14 protein-coding genes are annotated in these 21,006 nt (G+C 59.1%); 4 read left to right on the forward strand and 10 right to left on the reverse strand.

Annotation, left to right across the window (positions count from 1 at the left end; translation table 11 throughout):
• Positions 1–253: 253 nt before the first annotated feature.
• On the reverse strand, positions 254–958 hold the full coding sequence (locus L0U84_RS35345; protein WP_233857287.1) for a GntR family transcriptional regulator: 705 nt from the start codon (positions 956–958) through the stop codon (positions 254–256).
• A 203-nt stretch (positions 959–1,161) separates the two neighbouring features.
• Here L0U84_RS35345 and L0U84_RS35350 point away from each other — a divergent pair, with 203 nt between their 5' ends.
• The 3 genes from L0U84_RS35350 (at position 1,162) to L0U84_RS35360 (ending at position 5,191) form a co-directional block, all read left to right on the forward strand.
• Positions 1,162–2,436, forward strand: a complete 1,275-nt coding sequence (locus L0U84_RS35350; protein WP_233857289.1) for a glucarate dehydratase family protein — start codon at positions 1,162–1,164, stop codon at positions 2,434–2,436.
• 84 nt (positions 2,437–2,520) lie between these two features.
• Entirely contained in the window at positions 2,521–3,849 is a 1,329-nt protein-coding gene (locus L0U84_RS35355; protein ID WP_233857298.1) for an MFS transporter, read from the forward strand.
• Between the two features lie 52 nt (positions 3,850–3,901).
• Positions 3,902–5,191 (forward strand): MFS transporter, encoded by a 1,290-nt coding sequence (locus L0U84_RS35360; protein ID WP_233857300.1) that lies wholly within the window; start codon positions 3,902–3,904, stop codon positions 5,189–5,191.
• Positions 5,192–5,272: 81 nt separating this feature from the next.
• On the opposite strand, the gene L0U84_RS35365 is transcribed toward L0U84_RS35360, so the two are convergent.
• The 8 genes from L0U84_RS35365 to L0U84_RS35395 form a co-directional block, all read right to left on the reverse strand.
• Positions 5,273–6,793 carry a hypothetical protein gene (locus L0U84_RS35365; RefSeq protein ID WP_442794124.1) on the reverse strand — a complete coding sequence of 507 codons (1,521 nt, stop codon included), beginning with the start codon at positions 6,791–6,793 and terminating at the stop codon, positions 5,273–5,275.
• A 225-nt stretch (positions 6,794–7,018) separates the two neighbouring features.
• Complete coding sequence (locus tag L0U84_RS35370) at positions 7,019–8,524, reverse strand: hypothetical protein (protein WP_233857304.1); 1,506 nt, start codon at positions 8,522–8,524, stop codon at positions 7,019–7,021.
• Complete coding sequence (locus tag L0U84_RS35375; RefSeq protein ID WP_233857306.1) at positions 8,508–12,155, reverse strand: type VI secretion system Vgr family protein; 3,648 nt, start codon at positions 12,153–12,155, stop codon at positions 8,508–8,510. The genes L0U84_RS35370 and L0U84_RS35375 overlap by 17 nt, the downstream gene beginning before the upstream one ends.
• A gap of 3 nt (positions 12,156–12,158) precedes the next feature.
• Positions 12,159–12,284 (reverse strand): hypothetical protein, encoded by a 126-nt coding sequence (locus L0U84_RS43905; protein ID WP_267940124.1) that lies wholly within the window; start codon positions 12,282–12,284, stop codon positions 12,159–12,161.
• Between the two features lie 622 nt (positions 12,285–12,906).
• A complete protein-coding gene (locus L0U84_RS35380) occupies positions 12,907–13,644 on the reverse strand; it encodes an LrgB family protein (RefSeq protein WP_233857308.1) in 738 nt (245 codons plus the stop codon).
• A gap of 31 nt (positions 13,645–13,675) precedes the next feature.
• Complete coding sequence (locus tag L0U84_RS35385) at positions 13,676–14,149, reverse strand: CidA/LrgA family protein (RefSeq protein WP_233857310.1); 474 nt, start codon at positions 14,147–14,149, stop codon at positions 13,676–13,678.
• A 318-nt stretch (positions 14,150–14,467) separates the two neighbouring features.
• Positions 14,468–14,878 carry a DUF4148 domain-containing protein gene (locus L0U84_RS35390; protein WP_233857312.1) on the reverse strand — a complete coding sequence of 137 codons (411 nt, stop codon included), beginning with the start codon at positions 14,876–14,878 and terminating at the stop codon, positions 14,468–14,470.
• Between the two features lie 21 nt (positions 14,879–14,899).
• Entirely contained in the window at positions 14,900–15,106 is a 207-nt protein-coding gene (locus L0U84_RS35395; protein WP_233857314.1) for a hypothetical protein, read from the reverse strand.
• 1,193 nt (positions 15,107–16,299) lie between these two features.
• Between L0U84_RS35395 and L0U84_RS35400 the strand changes: the two genes are divergently transcribed.
• The gene (locus L0U84_RS35400; RefSeq protein WP_233857316.1) at positions 16,300–20,235 is read left to right on the forward strand and encodes an ATP-binding protein; all 3,936 of its coding nucleotides are present in this window, start codon (positions 16,300–16,302) and stop codon (positions 20,233–20,235) included.
• A gap of 21 nt (positions 20,236–20,256) precedes the next feature.
• On the opposite strand, the gene L0U84_RS35405 is transcribed toward L0U84_RS35400, so the two are convergent.
• A complete protein-coding gene (locus tag L0U84_RS35405) occupies positions 20,257–20,958 on the reverse strand; it encodes a LuxR C-terminal-related transcriptional regulator (RefSeq protein ID WP_233857318.1) in 702 nt (233 codons plus the stop codon).
• Between the last annotated feature and the right edge of the window lie 48 nt (positions 20,959–21,006).

Genomic DNA, 21,006 nt, shown 5'->3' on the forward strand with positions numbered 1-21,006 from the left:
AAGGTCCTAGGGCCGTCGCGAGGAGCCGGTCAGATTGGCGCGCGCCGATTCATTGGCCTGACGTCGACCGCATAGCGTTGCGGAACGCAGATCGCGCGGGTGTGTAGATCGAGAGTTTCAACGACGGGTCGTCGTCACAGTGCGCGGCAAGTGGATGTATCCGGACACCAACGAAGCGGTATCGCATGCGGCCGCCACCGGCGGTCCATTCAGGACGACGGTGATCGCGCCATAGCAGCGATTCAGCGAGCCCTCACTCGTCCGCCAAAAAAGTCGGATGACTCGTGCGAATCTGATCGATCTGACTCAGCGTCCCCGACAGATGCTTGCGCAGCGCCGCCTGCGCGGCCGCGACATCGCCGTTGTCGATCGCGTCGACGATCTCCGTGTGATCGCGCACCACCGCCATCGTCTTGCCCTCCACCGGCAGATTCAGCCGCCGCAGCCGGTCGATATGGCCGCTCAGCCTGCGCACCAGATCCCACAGCTGCGGCACGCCCGCCGCCTCGTACATCTGCCGATGAAACGCCTGATCGAGCAGCGAAAACTGTTCGTAGTTCTTCAGGTCGAGCAATTCCGTTTGCCGCGCGATCGTGACGCGCAGTTGCGCGATCAGCGCGGCGTCTCGCTGCTCCGCGAGCGCGCGCACCACTTCGAGTTCGATCGAGCGGCGCAGGAAGTGCGCCTGCAGCGCGGAGGTCACGTTGATCTGGCTGACGACGGTCGCGTGCTGCGGATAGATGTCGACGAGACCTTCCTCGCCGAGCTTCATCAGCGCGTCGCGCACAGGCGTCTGGCTGAGCCCGTACCGGTTCGCCAGCTCGGTGCGCGACAGCACCGTGCCCGGCGTCAGCTCGAGGGAAAGGATCATTTCGCGCAGTCGTTCGAAGACTTGCGGCGCGGCGTGGCGGGAGCGGTCGAGCCGGGTGACCGCCGACGAGTGTGCGTGGTTTTTCATGGCAGAAACTGAAGCATGGAAGCAGGCGGACCCACGTGGCGGCCCGCTGAGGCACTAGTACTATAGCCGACGCCCGCCCCTTCCAGCGGGCTTGCAAGCGGAATTCGCCACAAAGTGGACATGAGTATTTACCCCACTGACGCACTAATACATTAGTGCTTTACTATCCGTCCCATCAAACTCCTCTTATGCCGATTGCCATCATGACTCGCGACATCACCATCACGCAGGTGCGCATCACCCCGATCGCCTTCCGCGACGGCCCGCTGCTCAACGCCGCCGGAATCCACGAACCCTGGGCGCTGCGCGCCATCGTCGAGCTGGAGACGAGCGACGGCCGCGTCGGCATCTCCGAGACCTATGGCGACGAACCGATGCTGCGCGTGCTCGAGCAGGCGAAGTCGCTGGTGATCGGCCTGTCGCCGTTCGACCTCAATCGCATGGAAGAGCGCGTGCGGGCCACGGTCAAGGCGAGCCCCGGCGCGGTCGAATTCGAACTCGCGCCCGGCTCGCACTCGGCGAAGAACGCACCGAAAGTCATCAGCACGCTCGAAGTGGCGATGCTCGACCTGCAAGGGCAAATCGTCGGCGCGCCGATCGTCGACCTGCTCGGCGGCAAGGTGCGCGACGCCGTGCCCTACAGCGCCTATCTGTTCTTCAAATACGCCGAGCACATTGACAAGCCCTATGCGCCCGATGCCTGGGGCGAAGGCCTGAGCCCCGAGCAGATCGTCGCGCAAGCGCGTCGGATGATCGAGCTGTATGGCTTCCAGAGCATCAAGCTGAAGGGCGGCGTGTTCGAACCGGCGCATGAAATCGCCTGCATGCGCGCGCTGCATCAGGCATTCCCCGGCATGCCGCTGCGCCTCGACCCGAACGCCAACTGGACGCTCGAAACGAGCATTGCCGCCGCCCCTGAACTCGACGAGCTGCTCGAGTACTACGAAGACCCGTGTCCGGGTCTCGAAGGAATGGCCGAACTGGCGAAGCACACGCGCCTGCCGCTCGCGACCAACATGGTCATCACGACAATGGACGATTTCCGGCGCGGCGCCGAGATGGGTTCGGTCAAGGTCCTGCTGTCGGACCACCACTACTGGGGCGGCCTGCGCGCTACCCAGACGCTCGCGCGCATGTGCAAGCTGTGGGATCTCGGCATGTCGATGCACTCGAACTCGCACCTCGGCATCAGCCTGATGGCGATGACGCACGTCGCGGCCAGCATCCCCAACCTGACCTATGCGTGCGATACGCATTACCCGTGGCAGGAAGAAGAAGTCATCGAGGGCGGCCGCGTGAAGTTCGACAACGGCTCGGTGCGCGTGCCTACCACACCGGGCCTCGGCGTCGAGCTCGACCGCGAGCGCCTCGCCGAACTGCATGCGCAGTATCTGTCGTGCGGCGTGCGCAATCGCGATGACCTGTCGCAGATGCGCAAGTACGAGCCGGGCTTCACCGGCAAGAATCCGCGCTTTTAATTCTCGCTTTTAGTTCTCGCTCCCAATCCGCGCCTACAGAGCCCGCGACGCGCAATGCGCGTCGCCATCGAAGGAGACACCCCCATGAGTAGCCCGATCGCCGACACGGTGCGGCCCGAGCGCGCCGGCGCGTTGGCCAGCGCGGTACGCAAGATCAAGTGGCGCGTGCTGCCGCTGTTCGTCGTGATGTTCATCGTCAACTACATCGACCGCGTGAACATTGGTTTCGTGCGCCAGCATCTGAGCGCCGATCTCGGCATCGGCGCGGCGGCCTATGGGCTCGGCGCGGGGCTCTTCTTCATCAGCTACGCGATCTTCGAAGTGCCGTCGAACGTCCTGCTGCAGCGCTACGGCGCGAAGCTGTGGCTCGCACGCATCATGCTCACGTGGGGGCTCGCCGCGGCAGGCATGGCGTTCGTGCGCGGCGAGACGTCGTTCTACGCGATGCGGCTCGTGCTCGGCGCGGCCGAGGCGGGCTTCTTTCCCGGCGTCATCTACTACTTCACGCAATGGCTGCCGAGCAACGAGCGCGGCAAGGCGATGGCGATCTTCCTTAGCGGCTCGGCGCTTGCGTCGGTGCTGTCCGGGCCGATCTCCGGCGGGCTGATGCTGATCGAAGGCGCCGGGCTGCGCGGCTGGCAGTGGATGTTCATCATCGAAGGCATGTTCTCGGTCGTGCTCGCGGGCTTCATCCTGCTGTGGCTCGACTCGAAGCCTCGCGACGCCGCCTGGCTCACCCGCGCCGAGCAGGACGCGATTCTCGATACAGTCGACGAAGAGCAACGCCAGCGAGCCGCCGCGCATCCGGTCAAGCCGTCGCTCGGAGCGCTGCTGCGCGATCCGCAAATCCTGATCTTTTGCCTGATCTATTTCGCGGTGTCGCTGACCATTTACGGCGCGACCTTCTGGCTGCCCAGCATCATCCGCAAGATGGGTCATTTCAACGATTTCCAGGTCGGCCTGTTCAACTCGATTCCGTGGCTGATCTCGATCGCGGCAATGTATCTGTTCGCGATGCTCGCGGCGCGCTTCAAGTTCCAGCAGGCGTGGGTCGCCTGCGTGCTGCTGATCGCCGCGCTCGGCATGTATGCGGCCGGCCAGGGCGGCCCCGTGTTCTCCTTCGTCGCGATCTGCTTTGCCGCGATCGGCTTCAAGGCGGCCTCGTCGCTGTTCTGGGTAATCCCGCAGGGCTATCTCGATGCGCGGATTTCCGCCGCGGTGCTGGCCCTGATCAACTCGATCGGCAACCTCGGCGGCTTCGTCGCGCCTGCGACCTTCGGCTTCCTCGAACAGAAGACCGGCTCGATCGAAGGCGGCCTTACTGGACTCGCGGTGATGTCGGTGGTGGCCGCCGGGGTCGTGTTCTTCTCCCGCATGAGCCCGCGCGAAGGATTGCCCGCCTCCGCGCATTGACCGCATCGAACAACGGCATAGACACCAATTCTAAAAACCTTCAGGAGACTCGATGAAAACGATAGACGCCACGACGGCCGTCGCACGCACGGCCGTCGGACGATACCGGTGGACCATCTGCGCGATGATCTTCGCCGCGACGACGATCAACTACATGGATCGTCAGATGCTCGGCCTGCTCGCGCCGCTGCTGCAAAAAGACATCGGCTGGAACCAGGTGCAGTACGCGCAGACCGTGATGGTGTTTACGGTCGCCTATGCGGTGGGTCTGGCGATCTTCGGCCGCATCGCGGATCGTGTCAGCACGAAGAAGGTGTACGGCAGCGCGATGGCGCTGTGGAGTCTCGCGGCGATGCTGCACGCGGTGGCATCGACCGTGCCGGGTTTCGCGGCCGTGCGCGGTCTGCTCGGCTTCGGCGAAGCGGCGAATTTTCCGGTTGCGATCCGCACCACCGCGACGTGGTTTCCGAAGAAAGAACGCGCGCTAGCGACGGGCTTCTGGAACATGGGCGCGACGATCGGCGGCATCGTCGCACCGGCCTTCGTTCCGATCGCTGCGGTGATGTGGGGCTGGCGTGCGACCTTCATCGCGGGCGGCGCGACCGGCTTCATCTGGCTGGCGGTGTGGCTGCTGGTTTATCGGCAACCGTCGGAGCATCCGTCGGTTTCGAAGGAAGAACTCGACTACATCAATGCGGATCGCGAAGAGGTCGTCGAGCAGAAAGTCAGCTGGCTGTCGGTGCTCAAGTACCGCGAAACGTGGGCGTTCGTCTTCGGCAAGCTGCTGACCGATCCGGTGTGGTGGTTCTATTTGTTCTGGCTGCCCAAGTGGCTCAACGAGTCGCGTCATATCGACATCGGCAACATGGGCCTGCCGCTGATCGCGATCTATACGATGTCATCGGTCGGCAGTGTGGCGGGTGGCTGGCTGTCGTCGCGTTTGATGGCGCGCACCAACAGGCCAAATTTCGCGCGCAAGCTGACGATGCTCATTTGTGCGGTGTGTGTGGTGCCGATCGCTACTCTGTCGTACTTCCAGAGCCTGTGGTGGGCGGTGTTCGCCGTGGGTCTCGCGGCGGCGGCGCACCAGGGCTGGTCGGCGAACCTCGTCACGACGGTCGGCGACGTGTTTCCGAAGCGGCTGGTCGGCACGGTGGTCGGTATCGGCGGCGTGGCGGGGATGGTCGGTTCGTTCTTCTTTTCCGGCGTGATCGGCGAGACCTTGCAGCGCACCGGGCAGTATTGGGCGCTGTTTACGGTCGGTGCGTCGGCGTATCTGGTTGCACTGGGCATCATCCACCTGCTGATGCCGCGCATGACGGCGGTGAAGTTGCGCGATTGAAGTACCTCCGCTGAGCCAACAAAAGCGTGGGGCGCACGAGGCGCTACGGTGCTTGTAACCGTAGCGCCTCGTTGCAAATCGTCAGCCATACTTGCGCCAAATCTCACCCGCATAGAAGCGGCACGACATGAAACGGGCGCCTGCAAACAGAATGGCGAGAAAGATGCATACGCTCGTCGCAACGGTTTGGGCAGTACCCCACTGCTCGTCAACGCACAGCAAGAGCATAGCGACCCAGAGCAGAAAGCACGTCGCGAGTTCCGCGCCGGGAAACAGGCTATAGCCATATTCCGCTTTCCAGGGCACGTCGAGCGTTGAGGGTTGCTTCGCTACAAGATTCAGCGCTACGCCGCTTCCGTGCGCAAGCGCGACAAGCTGAGCTCCCTGCCCGAAGTGCGCCATCTTTGCTGCGAGCGCCTGCACGATCCACCGGGCTACAGGAGCTTGCGGGCCAATCGCCGGATCGAGCGCATGTTCCTCAACCTTCAGCCCGGTATCTCTGACGGCTCCCACTGTTGCATGCTGCGACAGTCCCTTGAGCCGGCTATGCCAGAAATGGCGGATGCGGTCATGCGGCACCTGTTGCGCGCGCAGCAGCAGCGCAAGCGACTCATCGACCTCGACGGCATCCGAGATGCGCTGGCGCAACAGCCACGCCTGCTGCTTGATACCCGGCTTGTCGTCAAGAAGAGCGGCCGAGCCGAACAACAGCGCCACTGCCGACTCCGACGCCTGTGGCGAGCCGTCCGGTCCATCGTCATTCAGATGCCACGCCAGTAGCAGCCGATAACGAGGCGTCCTGTCGATCACCAACGATGCGGATGCGTACGGCGCGTAGCTATCATCCTCGAACCAAGCATCGGCGAATGCGGGGGCTGCGTCGTTGTTCATCCAGCGGATGCGAGGCCGCCCCGGTAGATCCAGACATTCCCACACCGTCCGAACGTCCACCGACGACTCCGCGCGCTCGCACTGGATCACGATTTCGAACGAACCGCTGCGCGTCGCGCGCGTGAGTTTGCCCGTCAATGGGATAAGGAGTTGTTCGAGCATGGCGTGAACGCGCGACAAGCCATTGGCCGAGTCGAGTCCACCGAGCGCCATCACCTTTCCGGGATTCTCTGGCGGCTTACCCTCGAGGCTCAACATCCGTTCGCCCAGGTCGGCTTCGGGCGTCAGAATCACGCTGTCGAGCACCGCAACACCTCTGCGGGAGAGTTGGTGCCAACGGTTCAGAAGATTACGGCGCGCACTGTTCTTTACGGCAGCCTCGAACGCGAAACCTCCGTACAGCGCGCGGTGCAATGCAATACAGAACGCCAGCCAGACGGCGAGCGGCACCAGCAGGACGTACCGCGCGAAATCAGCGGAAACGACGGACTTGCCCTGAGGCCACGTGGCCACGGTCAGACCGACAGCGACACACTCGACGACCACGAACAGCAAAAGGTAGGTCCACACAGGCGGCGGTTTGCTCGCCGTCCACTCAGCGGGTATGGGCTGATCCCAGCGAAATTTCATTGGCGCACGGTCATCGGTCAGGCCTCGTCGGTCCACTCGCATTGCGAGGCAATGAGTCGTGGCGGGGGATTGCAGCGACATCGGCAAAGATCGTTTTCGAGCGCATGCCGTTTGCCGCTCAGGTTGTGATCTGAACGTTCGCCGTGAGCTTCGACACGACCGATCGAATGACAGGCGGGACATTGAACCCGTGCCCCTACGTAGCTCAGTTTGCGGTCACCGAGACCGATGTCGTCGAGACCATCGAGCACGATTCCGTTAGCCGTCGTCCGGTCATGCTGCAATATGCAGGCGCGCTCTGCCATGTCAGGCTCCAATCCATTCCCAATCGGTGTCGCCGGCATCGGCCCGCGTTGCTGGCATCGGCTGTCCGCGACGCAGGGCGACGATTCGGCTCATGTCATAGCGGTAGGTTGAGCGCTGGTGCAGCGGACCGGTGCGCAGGCGCGCAATCCATCGTCCGGATCGCGGACATGCTGCGCCCGGCGCGCAGTAGTGCTGGGTGCCGTCCTCACAGTCGAACGATGATGGGCTGGTAGGCGTTGGTGCGCTGCCTTCCCACACCCACTGCACCGGCCCGTTGATTTCGACGCCGTTGCCCTGCTCCATCGGCATCTTGACGTTGTCGGACGTGGCGATGTCCCCGGCCTTGAAGGGCTTCAGGGTAAGGCTGCGATAGCGGGAGCCGGATGCCACGCGGACTGCGCGATAGAGGCCGTTCTCGGCGAATGTTCCGCCTGGCATGATCGGCAGCAAAGACATATCCGCGCGGTGCGTTGCTTCCCATTGCTCGCGCTCCTGCGGTGTCGCGGGGTAGTCGCGGTCGATAGTGATGCGAGTCTTGATCGGACCAAGAATAACGTGACCACTCAGAGCAGCGGGACGTCCTTCGACATCGATACTCATGAACGCCACTCCGGAAAACTCGTACTCCCCTTTGGCAGCCTTGTTGTCCGGCGTCGTCTGAAATGTAAGAATTTTTGTTTCGCCGGGCTTCAAGGTCACAACCCCGTCTTGAAACTCACCCTTGTTGAGCAAGGTCTTGCCGCCTAAAGCAAATGCCCAACTGTCCGCCACATCTTGTGCGCCGTTGTTCCCAAGCTTGCTGACAGCCCCGATTCCTAATCGACCGCCTACCGCAGTTCCGGGCCACTGGTCTGGCGTTGTGAATCTGATCCATCGACTACCGGAGTTAACGAATTTAACTGAAACGATATAGCTTCCGTTCTGATGGTCGATCTTATATGGAGAGAAATCCAGCTTGGTGACTCTTTTCCCTTCTGCATAGGCTCGATCGGAATATCTCGCGGTGATCTCGTACAGCTTGTTCTTCAGGTCTTCTGGAATCCGTCCAAGCAAGCCTCTCTTGAGGACGTTCCTACCACTTTCCGCGCACTCCACAGAGAAAATCGAGGGCGGGTCGGTTGTCTCAGAGACGACCTTCTGAATATCTTTGTCGCAAAGTACCTTTACCGCGTCTTCCATCTCTGCAAGATCGGAGTTTTGCAGACTGAGTTCAAAAGCACCGACACCGGTTTCAGAGCCACTATTAAGAGAGTCGCCGAACGCGTAATAGAACCTTCGCTTGCCATCGAAACTGATTTCTCTTGAACCCCACTCATGCCCGCCACTCCAGAACAGCGAAAACTTTCTACCGCCAGGAGAACTACTTCCCTTTTCGTCTGCCATAGCCGTCGTATTCCATGAAAAAACAAGTGCGATAAGCAGGACTACCGTCGAGAATATTCGCAATGGCACGCAATCTTTGCGAGCGGCTTTGGAACGCACCAACAGATCATCGGTTGCCGTCATAGCCGACCCGCCAATGTTTATTTGTGTGCATTGAAAACCATTGTCGAAGATACTCCAGATAGTATGGCTGCACAGTGGCGGAGGCGTTGTTAGCACCGAATCCCATAAGATTCTTTTGAGAGTCGATTTGCCAAGTCCTGTTGGATTTCGCATTCTGATCACCTAACGCAAAATCAAGCGTCATGTCGTTCTTCACATACTGCCTGTGAACGAACCCACCACCCATCCAATACTCATCGGGGAAAGCAAAGAGGTGACCTGTCTCATGTGCCTTGATTTGCGTAACGATCGGTGTCAGCTTGCCAGAGTTATCGACACCCAAATCTGCCTCGGGCCAGTTCGCTCCGTCGGCCCGATCAGTCTTTGGAAACAGATTTATGGTGATATTTGCATCTAGCCGCGCCGCATCTGCTGGCTCCACGACCTTGACATCTGCGCAGAATTTGACAGAAACCCGACAGCCGCATGCAGCCCCTTTCTGGCAGGCGTCAAGAATCAACTTATACCCACCCTTGTTCAACGCACTTTCAATCTGACTTTTAAAGCTCGAGGCGTCAACCTCTTTGACGTTCCGGTCAATTAACATCAGTCCATGCTGCGCAAAGGTCCGTTTTGAATTGGCGCCATTCTTGAAGGTCTCGTAGTTTACAGTGACATACCTGCCATCTGCCGCGCGCAACGGCTCTTTTGTTGCGGGATTGACTTTGACCAACAATCGCGGAACTAGAGCGATAACCACTCTTGCTGTCAGAATCTTCGCACTTGAATCGAATTCAAATTGGCAAGTAGTACGAGCCACTCCTGCACATTCAATTTCATCACCATTGACATCTTTCAATGGAGCAGCATTGCTATCGCCATATCTATGATAGGTCGGTGTCTCCCGAGTCAGGCTCGCACCAAGCTTGAAGTCATCCATTTTCCAATTGCATGGCGCAGGCTGCTCCAGCTTCATCGGCTCTGGATATTCATTGCGATTGGTCGAGTTGCTTCCGGTAGGAGCATTACCCGGGTCGTTTGTCTGCAACGGGCTGCGGTGTGACACCCGCGAAAACAAATCACCCACTGGTGACGGGGGCACAGCGCCTGCACCGGACGAAGGCGCAGGCGGCACCGCTCCCGTATTAGCCAGCGTCGACCATTGCGACGGGTCAGCGGGCGCTAAAGGAGCTGGTGGCCGAACCAGATTCGGGTTCGTCCGCCACACCTCACACTCAGTCGTGTACGGAGCAAACTTCGGCGCAAACGCCGCCCCGCCCAAATCCATCTGCGCCGCCCCCGTCTTCTTGAGGCTACTCGTCTTGAACAGCACGCCCCCGCGCGTACCCATCTCGATCCCACCGGGCGTCATACGCAGATACGATCCGCCAACGTTCAGCACGATCTCCTTCGACGACTTCACATGCAATACGCCGTCCACGGTCTCCACAGTCATGTCCTGCTGCGAGGCAAGCTGCATCGACCCACGTTGAGCCTGCACGACGACATTGCCCGCCGCCGCAATCAGACTCATGCCTTTCTGCGTGAAGAGCGAAATCACATCGCGAGCGGCCACGGTGAAGCGCTTGAGCGTGCTGAAGTGAACGCCCTTTTTCGCCGTCGCGATGATCGAACCATCGGCGGCAAACTGCACACCGTGGCCCGACAAGACACCGACAGGTCCAGGCGCGGTGATAACGGCACCGGGCTTTTTGAGTTCGTCCAGATAGTCGCTGATGGCCTTCTGCGCCTCGATGTCGGCGGGCGATGCCTTCGACTCCTTGGCGGACCGCGCGAGCGATTCCGCGAGTGCCAGCATCTGCTCGAGCTGCGCAACCGTCTCGGTCATGCTGAGTTGCTTGCCGTTGCCGCCGGGGCGGTCGTAGGCGGTCAGCATCGCACCCGCGCCGCCCCGCGTAACAGCGTGACCGGACGCGCGCAGTTCCGCACCCGCGCCGCGTGATTTGAGTTCGCCATCAGCCAGATAGCCGAGGTTCAATTGCGAGCGGCCAGAGTGTTCCGTACCAAGCTCGATACCTTGCTGGTCGTCCCAATCGTCCATCCACAGCTTGTTACCTGACTGCGTGCGGATTTCATTGCGCGACATGCGACGGCGCGACGAATTGACAAGGTCGACACGCTCGCTGTTATGGAGGAACCCGACGATGATTGGCTTGTTCGGGTTACCTTCCCTGAAGCCGATCAGCGCTTCGTCGCCGTCGAGCGCCGGCATGTGAAGGCCAGTATGGTTTTTGCCGGCGAACGGCTTGGCAAGCCGCAATGGCACGCTCTCAGCGCCTCTAGGCCAGTTGCCGAAATCGCAGTGCAATCGCGCGATGTATTCGCCCTTCTCAGTGAGGTACGCGATTTTGTACTTGCCGGGCGAAGATATCGTCGCACCTAGCGTGCCGTGAATCTTCGGCCACCGGCTCTCATCGATCGTGATGCGATAGGGCCGGTTCGCGGGAATCGCCCGAAAGGTGTTCATGTAGCTTTCGGCGCGCGAGCCACGATGCACGACCCTCGTCACGAGCATGCCCGCGATCGCATCTTCATGCGCCTTGTCCGACTTGACTATGCAGCCGGGCCGCACCGCGAGCACCGTTGACTCGACCTTGTACCGTACCTGCCGCGCGCGAGCAGCCTCGTGTCGCAACTGCGCTTCGCGTTTCGCGCCGGCCTCGTCCTGGTGGTGCGTGCCCCACACATAAGGCGTGCCGAGCATGGTGTCGTCGTCCGCGACGACGCCGCTTTCATCGCGAATGCGGTCCCACGCGCTCTCAGGGTTGTAGTCCGCGACCACGTACGATCTGGGTATGGTGCGTGTGTGCGCCTCGAGGGAATAGATCGATTCCTCGAACGTGGACAGGCCGGCGGTGGGACGATCCAGTACCGGAATGGGCGGACGCGTGTAGCCGTCGATGTCGTCGGCGATGACCAGTACCTCGCCATGCGCACCTGTCGTCGTATAGCAGTACAGGCCGGCCTGCTCCATTTCGAGCCTGATGTACGCCCAGTCGCCAAGGTTGTACTGGAAGCGGAAGGCATGCTTCGGGTGCTCGCGGCGCAGCCTGAAATCGACCTGCATCCACGGACGCAGATCGTGCCGGTCCAGAACCTCCTTGATGATCTGCCACGACGCAAGCCCCTGATACGTCGCGCAATTGCTGGGACCGTCGAGTACAGCCAGATGCTGCCGGATCACGACGCGATAGGTATGGCCGTCGCGCGACTCGGAAACCGAATCGCACTGCGCCACGAACCCACGAAATTCCCGGCGCGCGCGACCGTCCTCGGGCTCGATCGAAAATCGCGCGAACTGACCAAGCACCTCCTTTCGAGGGATAGCGAGCGGAGCCGAAATCACGGCCTTGATGCGGTAAGGCTCGCAGATTTCCTCGCGGACCTCCCAGGACACGACGGATACTTCCGGCCCCGGTAACGGCTTGCCGCTTTCGCTGTCTCTATGCGCCTCACGCCGTATGAATTTAAGGTGCGCGGCCTGGCGTCCGGTCAGACCGCTTCCCACTCGCTCCAAGGTTGAACTCAAATTGATCCCGTATGACCTGGCTGGATTTTTTAGCCTGATCAATTTTCCATTTAAACCATACAAGGTCAATTGTTTTAATTTGAGACGAGCCGGTTTTGACAAGGCTTAATGATCGTTTTGAGACATCTCATTTTTTGAATACGCTTCAAGCAGCATTTGCATCTGCTCGAATTGCTCGAGCGCAAGCGTGACGAAGAAGCGTCTGACGCGAGGCACGAGCATCTGCTGCATACGTAGGGCGCCAGAGTAAGTGCGACTGGCGCCACAGTTTTGCGACTGGGCGACGGAGGTTGTGCGACTGGCCTACGTTGATTGCGGATGCGCGCCATGGCGATCGCCCTGAGGCCGGTCAGCGAACCGGGAGCATCATCCGGGGTTCGATGTCCGCACTTCCAGCATCGGTAGCGGCTGAGAGTCCCACCCCCATCATCCGTCCGAGTGCGGCCCGACTACGGACGGTGGCCCGCACTTTCATGTGGACGCTCGAACGTCCCATCCACTCAGTTAACCGACCGTCGTGCATGAGCATGTCAGTGTGCATCCCGCTGCTTTCACTGGCCGCACCATGACGAATCAACCGCGGAATACGGACACCCCTTTTTCGCGACGCTGGCTACGCGCGCTTAGTTCGACGATAAGGCCGCGGACAGACACGTCTACCGGAACGAAGCAAATGGCGGTGCCGCCGGAGAATAATGCAGCGCATACGAGCAACCGGGTGTCTCTCGCGTGGATTGGATGTGTGCTGCAATCCATGGAGTTGGCATCGCAGTAGCGACGATTCGCGCTAGCCGCGATCGCAGAGGGATGGTCAAACATAGGTCGCTACGGCACAGCGTCCTCGTGAGCACGGTCAAATCAACCAGCCACTCAGGATGGGCAGAAGCACCGGGAGGACAAACGCCGACAAAGTGCCGTTCATCGCCATTCCCAGTCCCGAGTAGGCGCCAGCTTCTTCACTGATCTGAAACGCCCTCGCGGTACCGATGCCGTGGGAAGCAACACCCATCGCAAAGCCGCGCACGTCGTCACGCCGCACACCAACGGTATCCAGGACCGCGCTGCTCAGGGTCGCACCGGTAATGCCGGTCAGGATGACGATCGCCGCGGTGAGCGAAGGCAAACCACCAATTTTTGCCGAGATCAGCATCGCGACAGCCGTCGTCACTGACTTCGGCGCCATCGACGCGACCGTCACAAACGGACAATGTAGCCAGACGCATATCGCAATCGCAGACGCAACAGCCGTGGCCGAGCCAGCGATCAGCCCGCCAAGCAGCGGCACGAACGCTCGCCTGAGCCTGGGCATCTGATGGTGTAGCGGAACAGCCAATGCAATGACCGACGGGCCCAGGAGAAAGTGAATCAGTTTCGCGCCCGCGAAATATATGCTGTAGGAGGTGCCTGTCAAATATAGGATCGCGATCATGAGCAACACGGAGATTGCCACGGGATTGGCCAGGGGATTCTTTCGTGCCAGCGTGTGAAGGCGGCACGCAACGATGTAGACGCCAACGGTCGCCGTCAGCGCCGACAGAGGCGACGCGGCCACGATCGCATTGACAGGCGCTGACAGTTCACCGATTGACATGGCTCCTTCTCCTTTCGGCGGCAGAATCTGCCTATGCGCGTGGCGCCGCTGCAGCCTTCTGGTGTGATTGCTTTCTGTCGAGCCTGATCAGCAACATGCCTGTCACTAGCGCAGCAACCGCCATTGAAAGAATCGTGCTGACGATGATCGCAAGTGCGATCGCGAACAACTGGCTTTGCAGCTGCTCCGCGAAGACCATGACGCCCACGCCGGCAGGTACAAAAAACAGCGAAAGGTGATTCAACAGTCCGCGAGAAACCTGTTCGACGGCGGGCACGACGGAGGGCTTGACCGAGAGCAGGCAAAGCAATAGCACCATTCCAAGCACCGGTCCGGGAACAGGGACTCGCGTGATGAAGGCGATCAACTCGCCGAGACACTGAAACCCAAGGAGGATTGCAAAAGATCGCGCGACGAGACCAGCCGGCGTCGACGCTTTCGGCGCATCAGAAGCAGCGGTTTGCGTCGGTGCCTCCGGGCTCGTTTCTCTGGTGCTCATGTCCATGGGCTGTCCTCTTTTGGTGGACCGTTCAGGGCCGAATCGAACTGGACGCTGTCGGACTCTATACAGCCATTACGCCCCCCGAGAATCAGTAGCATCGCGCCCGCAACGTTGTTGTCAGTGCGCAGCAATACGTCGGCAACGTAAGGTGTCAACGAGCTCAATACGGTGTAGCGGGCAATGCCTATCGGCCGCGGGTTCATCTTGTCACTGGCTATTCGGTGCGGAGGGTTCGAAGGTTCGGACGCCGTTTAGGACGCCCCCGACGATCCAGGCACGTTACCTGGATCGTCGGGGCGGTGTCGGGGTGGCCATCAGCGGTCAATTACCGAAGAAAAGGTTGCAGTAACTTGAGGGGCCGACGCACGAAGATGGCGAGGGCTTCGACACATGCTGGACACTGCCGGTTGCTGAAGTGCCAACGGTCGTGCCGCCAACGTCATTGTTGCCCGCCTGCTGGCTGTCCTGTGCAGTGGCGTTGGTCGCCGCGCCACCAACGTCACTGTTGCCCACCTGCTGGCTGTCCTGTGCCGCGATCGTCGCCTCGGCCGCCTGAATGTTCGCCGGATACTGTGTATCGCTCGAATTGGCCGGCCTGTAGCCTGCGTGCTCGAGCTGTTGCAATTCTGCCCTGACCTGGTCACGCGTGACTGACTGTTCCGATTGTGCAAAAGACGCAATCGGCGCGGCGATCGCGGCCGCCAGTGCAACTGAGTGGATAAGCGACTTCATGATGCACCTCCTCATAGTTGTCTATTCGGCACTGCGGCGATACGGGTGCCCATAGACGATGTCCAAAAAATCAAGAACGTCCTTTATCAGGACAGGCCCCGGCTCGGCGCTACGGACGAAAATCGGTTCCGGCGGCCAGGCGTGTGCCGGACTGACGTAATTCGCCAGACCGACTCCCAGCAGCACGGCGGCGAGTGCGAGCGCAACTACGGGTTTGAACTTGCGCATACGACCTCCTCACGAAAGCACGATCACCTTTACCGGGACTGGCCCGGCATCGCGCTATGGACGAAGAACCGTTCAGCGCGATGCAAGCTAGCCGAAATTTCGAACGCGATGCCGGACGAGGCGATATATCTCCGCACAATCTCCAGGAGCGCTGCCTGTCACTCTCCGAAAAAGATCGACCATTTCCTGCGAAAAGTTCATGGCGTATCCGTCCTGCCGTATCTGCGCCACGCCCCGGCCATAACGTGCTTTGACGAGAGGGTTGATCAGCGTGCCAGGTTTCTCGCGTACTGCCTTGGGCACATCAACCTCCGCGATACATGGGATCGATGGAGTCACCCCCCGGGGCACGCTTGCAGGGCTGCGACCGGGCCGACATGCTGCCGCTGACGCCGCCATGGTTCTTGTGAACCACGCTGCTGTGGGCCGACGGCATCGTTTGACCGCTTTGCATTGCCGTCGCACCGTTGTCGGAGCGACAGTCGGATGCAGGTACGTTGGCGCCTGCGAAAGCAGGCGCGGCCAGCGATGCTGAGCATGCGACCAAAAGGTGAGCGATCGTTTTCGCAACTGCCTGGATAAGCGACCTCATGATGCGTCCCTCCCTCGTTGTCTATCCAGCACTGCGGCAATACCGGTGCCTGTACGCACTGCGTTTTCCGCGCCGGCCGGTTATAGAGGCGTACTCACAACAGCACTCGACAGGAGAAAAAGGCAAGCCAGTTGTACGGTCATTAACGCCCTCGTTGTGTCAAATTATGTTTGCGTTATTTCGCCGTGAAACCATGTCAGTTGTAGTTGCGTCGATAGTTTGATGTTCGGTATTAAATGTTCCTTTGCCGGAGAATAAACGTTCGGTATCGTTTTACGATTGTTCGCCATGATGCCGTTGTCAGAATACGGAGCGTGCCTGGTTACGGATGCAGTTTGACGCGGCATACATGGAGCCACCAAAATCGCAACTGGCGAGCCGAGCTTGCTGGTACTGCGGGCGGTTGGAACCACCTGCGTGGATCACGAACATTTGTTCGGGCTAAAACAGCACACTTGTCATCGACTTGCTGGCGAACTACTAGGACAATAGTTTGTAGCTGCCCCTGATTCCCGTCCGGAGGCCTGTTATGGCGTGCCGTTCTCAAACACCAAGTGATTCTGACGCCGACGAAGATCCCAGGGCCAGAACATCAGTGGGCGTGAGTGAAACGATTCAGGAAATCGTGCGCCGCAGGATCGCTGAATTCACAAAATTTTTTGTTGGACCGGTTGCCGTCGCAGCACTCAGTGCTGAGCAGAATCTCCTCGTCAAACGCGAGTTATTGCAATCGCTGTCCCGCCGGTCGGTATATTGGATCGCGCTATTGTTGGTCGCAAGCCCGTTCTGGTTCGTAGTTGGCGCCTGGACCAAAACGTCGGATATCTATCCTTGGTTCCGTGTCGTCTGGATCGTGGGACTCTGGGGGCTGGCCGCTCCTTGCGCAGCATACTTACTGAAAAAAACAACGATGCTCCCGAAGCACGCCGGCGTCGGCGAAGTCGAGCAGATGCACTGGGCCTGGGCTGCATTGGCCATGCTGACATCGTTCTGGTGGGCGGCGGCCAGCTTTGGGCTAAAACCACCCACCTACGTGACCGGCCTGATCGTCCATGGCTACTACTTCAGATTTGCCAGGTATGGCTTCATGGAACTGACTATGATCGGCCAGGCAATTACGTTGCTGCTGCTCGCCCCCAGTTTTCGTGCGGCTTTAGGTGCACTGCTGGTCGGCACTATCCCATTCGCATTTGACATGGCACCAGGGTTTTTTATCCACCGGCCGGGAATGTTTGACTGGTATACGGCTCAACTAATTGGCTATTGTGTCATCGCCCGGTACATCTGCAATGATCAGCAACTCATATGTGTAAAAGAGGTTGTTCTCGACGAGGCGCGAGCTCAGGCAGTAGCGACAATGCTAGAAAAGAACCAGTTTATTGCTGCCATAAGCCATGACTTGCGCCAGCCGCTCACCACGCTCGGCCTGAAGTTAAGTTTTATCGAGCGATGCATTAAGTCGACCAGCCTGGTCGACGACGTCTCGATGGCGCAAAGACAGGTGGATGCGATGGAAGGGATGATTAACGGGGCACTGGATATCTCCCGCCTGGAGTCCCACACCTGGAATGTGGAAATTCAGGAGGTGGCGCTTCCTTCTCTTTTACACGGCATAGTCGTGGATATGCAGCCGCTGGCTGAGGCGAAGGGGCTGAGGTTAAGACTCCATAGTCGCCCCTATCTGGTCCGTACCGATCGAAATGCGTTGGACAGGATCGTCCGGAATATGGTGATCAATGCGATCCGTTACACGCCTTCCGGGCAGGGAGGAAAGAACGGGCATGTTCTGGTAAGTTGCCAGAGGCGTGGCCGCCGCGTGAACATAAGCGTCTGGGACAACGGGATCGGTATCCCTGAAGATAGACTGGCGGATATCTTCAAAAGCTATGTCCAGGTTGCCAATCCCGAGAGGAATCGCGATAAAGGGTTTGGACTGGGTCTGGCCATTGTCCAGGGGCTCGCGAACCTTCTTGGGCACAAACTGGATGTCGACTCGGCACCCGGGCGGGGATCGCGTTTTTCCGTGACGGTCCCCTTCATAGGACTCATACCGCCAGAGTTGCTCGAGGTTCAAACGGTCGAAAACGACAACCCGGACCTGACCAATATGGTCGTGGCGGTCATCGAAGACAACAGTGACCTGAGAATGGAAATTTCGATGCGCCTGATCGAGCATGGCTGCTACGTCGTGGCAGGGGAATCGTCATCCGACGTCATCGAGCAGTTGCGCATTGAAGAGTTGACAAGTGGTCCGCACTTCATCCTCTCAGACTACCGGCTGGAAAACGAGGACGGTATTGCTGCGATTGCGGAGATCCACGCTGTTACCAACGCTTCGATCCCTGCGGTCCTGTGGTCGGGGGACACCTCCTCAGCTGTGCTCAAAAAGGTAGCCGCCAGTGGCATGAAGCTTTTGTCGAAGCCGGTTTCTGAACAGACCTTATTGACCTTACTTGCAGGACATAAGCCAAAAACATTGACCAATGACGGGAGAAAGAGAGGGCAGGCAAACACGAAGCCAGCACAACGGAGCAAAACTGCACCTGATTGCCGGAGGCCTGCTATGGCGTCCTGTACTCGAACACCACGTGATTCTGACGCGAGCGAAACGCCCCGGCCCAGAACATCACGGTTAGCGGATGAAAAGGCCCACTCAACCGGGCGCCGCAGATTCGCTGATTTTGTGAATCTTTTTGTGGGACCGATTGCAGCACTCAGTGCTGAGCAGAATCTCTACGTCAAACGCGAGTTATTGCAATCGCTGTCCCGGCGAGCGCTATGTTGGACCGCACTGGTTTCGGTCGGAGCCTCGCTGTTGTGCGTGTATGGCTCGTGGATCAAAACGCCGGATAGCTATCTTTGGTTCCGCGTCGTCTGGCCCCTAGGACTGTGGGGGGTAGCGACGCCCATGGCGGCATACTTACTGAAAAAGACCATGGCGCTCCCAAAGCACGCTGGTGTCAACGCGATCGAGCAGATGCACTGGGCATGGGCTGCAATGGTCACGCTGACATCGTTCTGGTGGGCAGCGGGTAGCTTTGGGCTAACCCCACCCGATTTCATCTCGCCACAAGCTCGCTACGTCAAATTGGCTAGCTCTGGCTTTCTTGAGTACACGCTAATCAGCCATACATTTACCTTGCTTCTGCTTGCCCCCAGTCTTCGCGCGAATTTAGGTTCATTCGTGCTCGGCGCTATCCCGTTCGGATTTAGCCTGGGACCACCTCTGTTTATTTACCGGCCATCAATGCTGGTCTTTTATACGGCTCAACTAATTGGCTATTGTTTGCTCGCGGTTTTTGTTTTTTGCAATGAGAAACACGCATATGTTAAAGAGATTATTCTCGATGAGGCGCGAGAGCGGGCCGAAGCGGCGAAGGCGGAGAAGAGCCTGCTTATCGCTGCGATAAGTCATGACTTGCGCCAACCGCTCACCACCCTCGGCCTGAAGTTAAGTTTCATTGAGCGGAGCATTGAATCAACCAGGATGGTCGATGACGTCTCGATGGCGCAAAGACAGGTGGATGCGATGGAAGGGATGATTAACGGGGCACTGGATATCTCCCGCCTGGAGTCCCACACCTGGAGTGTGGAAATTCAGGAGGTAGCGTTGACTTCTCTTTTGCGCGGCATAGTTGCGGATATGCAGCCGTTGGCTGAGGCGAAGGGGCTGAGATTACGACTCCATAGTCGCCCCTATCTGGTCCGTACGGATCGACATGCGTTGGACAGGATCGTCCGGAATATGGTGATCAATGCGGTCCGCTACACGCCTTCCGGGCAGGGAGGAAAGAACGGACATCTTCTGGTAAGTTGCCAGAGGCGTGGCAGCCGCGTGAAGATAAGCGTCTGGGACAACGGGATCGGTATCCCTGAAGATAGACTGGCGGATATCTTCAAAAGCTATGTCCAGGTTGCCAATCCCGAGAGGAATCGCGATAAAGGGTTTGGACTGGGTCTGTCAATTGTCCAGGGTCTCGCGGACCTTCTTGGTCACAAACTGGATGTCGACTCGGCACCCGGGCGGGGTTCGCGTTTTTCCGTGACGGTCCCCTTCATAGGACTCATACCACCGGAGTTGCTCGAGGTTCAAACGGTTGAAGAGGGCGAAGTGGACCTGACCGATATGGTCGTGGCGATCATCGAGGACAACAGCGACTTACGAATAGAAATATCGATGCGCCTGATCGAGCATGGCTGCTACGTCGTGGCGGGGGAATCGTCATCCGACGTCATCGAGCAGTTGCGCATTGAAGCGTTGGCAAGTGGTCCGCACTTCATCCTCTCAGACTACCGGCTGGAAAACGAGGACGGTATTGCTGCGATTGCGGCGGTCCGCGCTGTTAGCAACGCTTCGATCCCTGCGGTCCTGTGGTCGGGGGACACCTCCTCAGCTGTGCTCAAAAAGGTAGCCGCCAGTGGCATGAAGCTTTTGTCGAAACCGGTTTCTGAACAGACCTTATTGACCTTACTTGCAAAACATAAGCCCCAGGAAAATCGGCCGAAGGCGGGTGCTAGTATTCGCGCCGCAACATAAATAGCGGTATAGCAGAGATATTCACAACGGTGCCTTGTCTGGTCCGCTTCCACCGCCCAACTCGGCATTGACTCTAAGTGCCGCTTCGACGCGGTTTCTGACTCGAAGTTTGTCGTAGATAACACAGGAGACCTGTCTGACATGTCCCTCGGTGACGTTAAGCTCTTTAGCGATCTGTTTCCCCGAGAGGCCACGTGCAATGCAACGCCCGACGTCCCACTCTCGTGGAGTAAGCCCAAGATGGTGCTCATTCCCGCTAGCTGAGGGCGCTTGTGTCGAGCAGGCAAAGCGGAGAAGGACTTCTTCCGGAATCCAGAGTTCACCTCCCAGGATCCTGCTCAGTCCAATGAACATTTTTTTGTGCGCGCCTCCTTTCAACAGGATTCCGCGAGCGGCGTAGTCGCGCATGCACATGCGCAAAATTTCAACTTCCTGATCGTTCACAGGAGTGAGTCCTGTGCAGACGACCACGGGAACTTTAGATGGATTCCCGGCCTGGAAATGCTCAAGTGTGGCGGCACCACGGTTCTCATCATCCAGATTAAGATCCAGGAATACCAGATCGGGGGAGGGTGTCTTGTTGACTTCTTCAAGCGCGCGGGCAAGCGTAAAGACGGGCGTGATGTCGATTGGGGTCGCGCCCAGCTCCGAGGCGTGTGCTTGGACATATTCGGAGAGAGCAACGCAAAGAATTTCGTGGTCGTCAACCCACAGGATTTTCATGGTCGCTTCTCCTCTTCAGACATCCGAGAAAAGCAATCGATCGCCGCT

Origin of the sequence: Paraburkholderia sp. HD33-4 (assembly GCF_021390635.1) — a bacterium.
Taxonomy (GTDB): domain Bacteria; phylum Pseudomonadota; class Gammaproteobacteria; order Burkholderiales; family Burkholderiaceae; genus Paraburkholderia.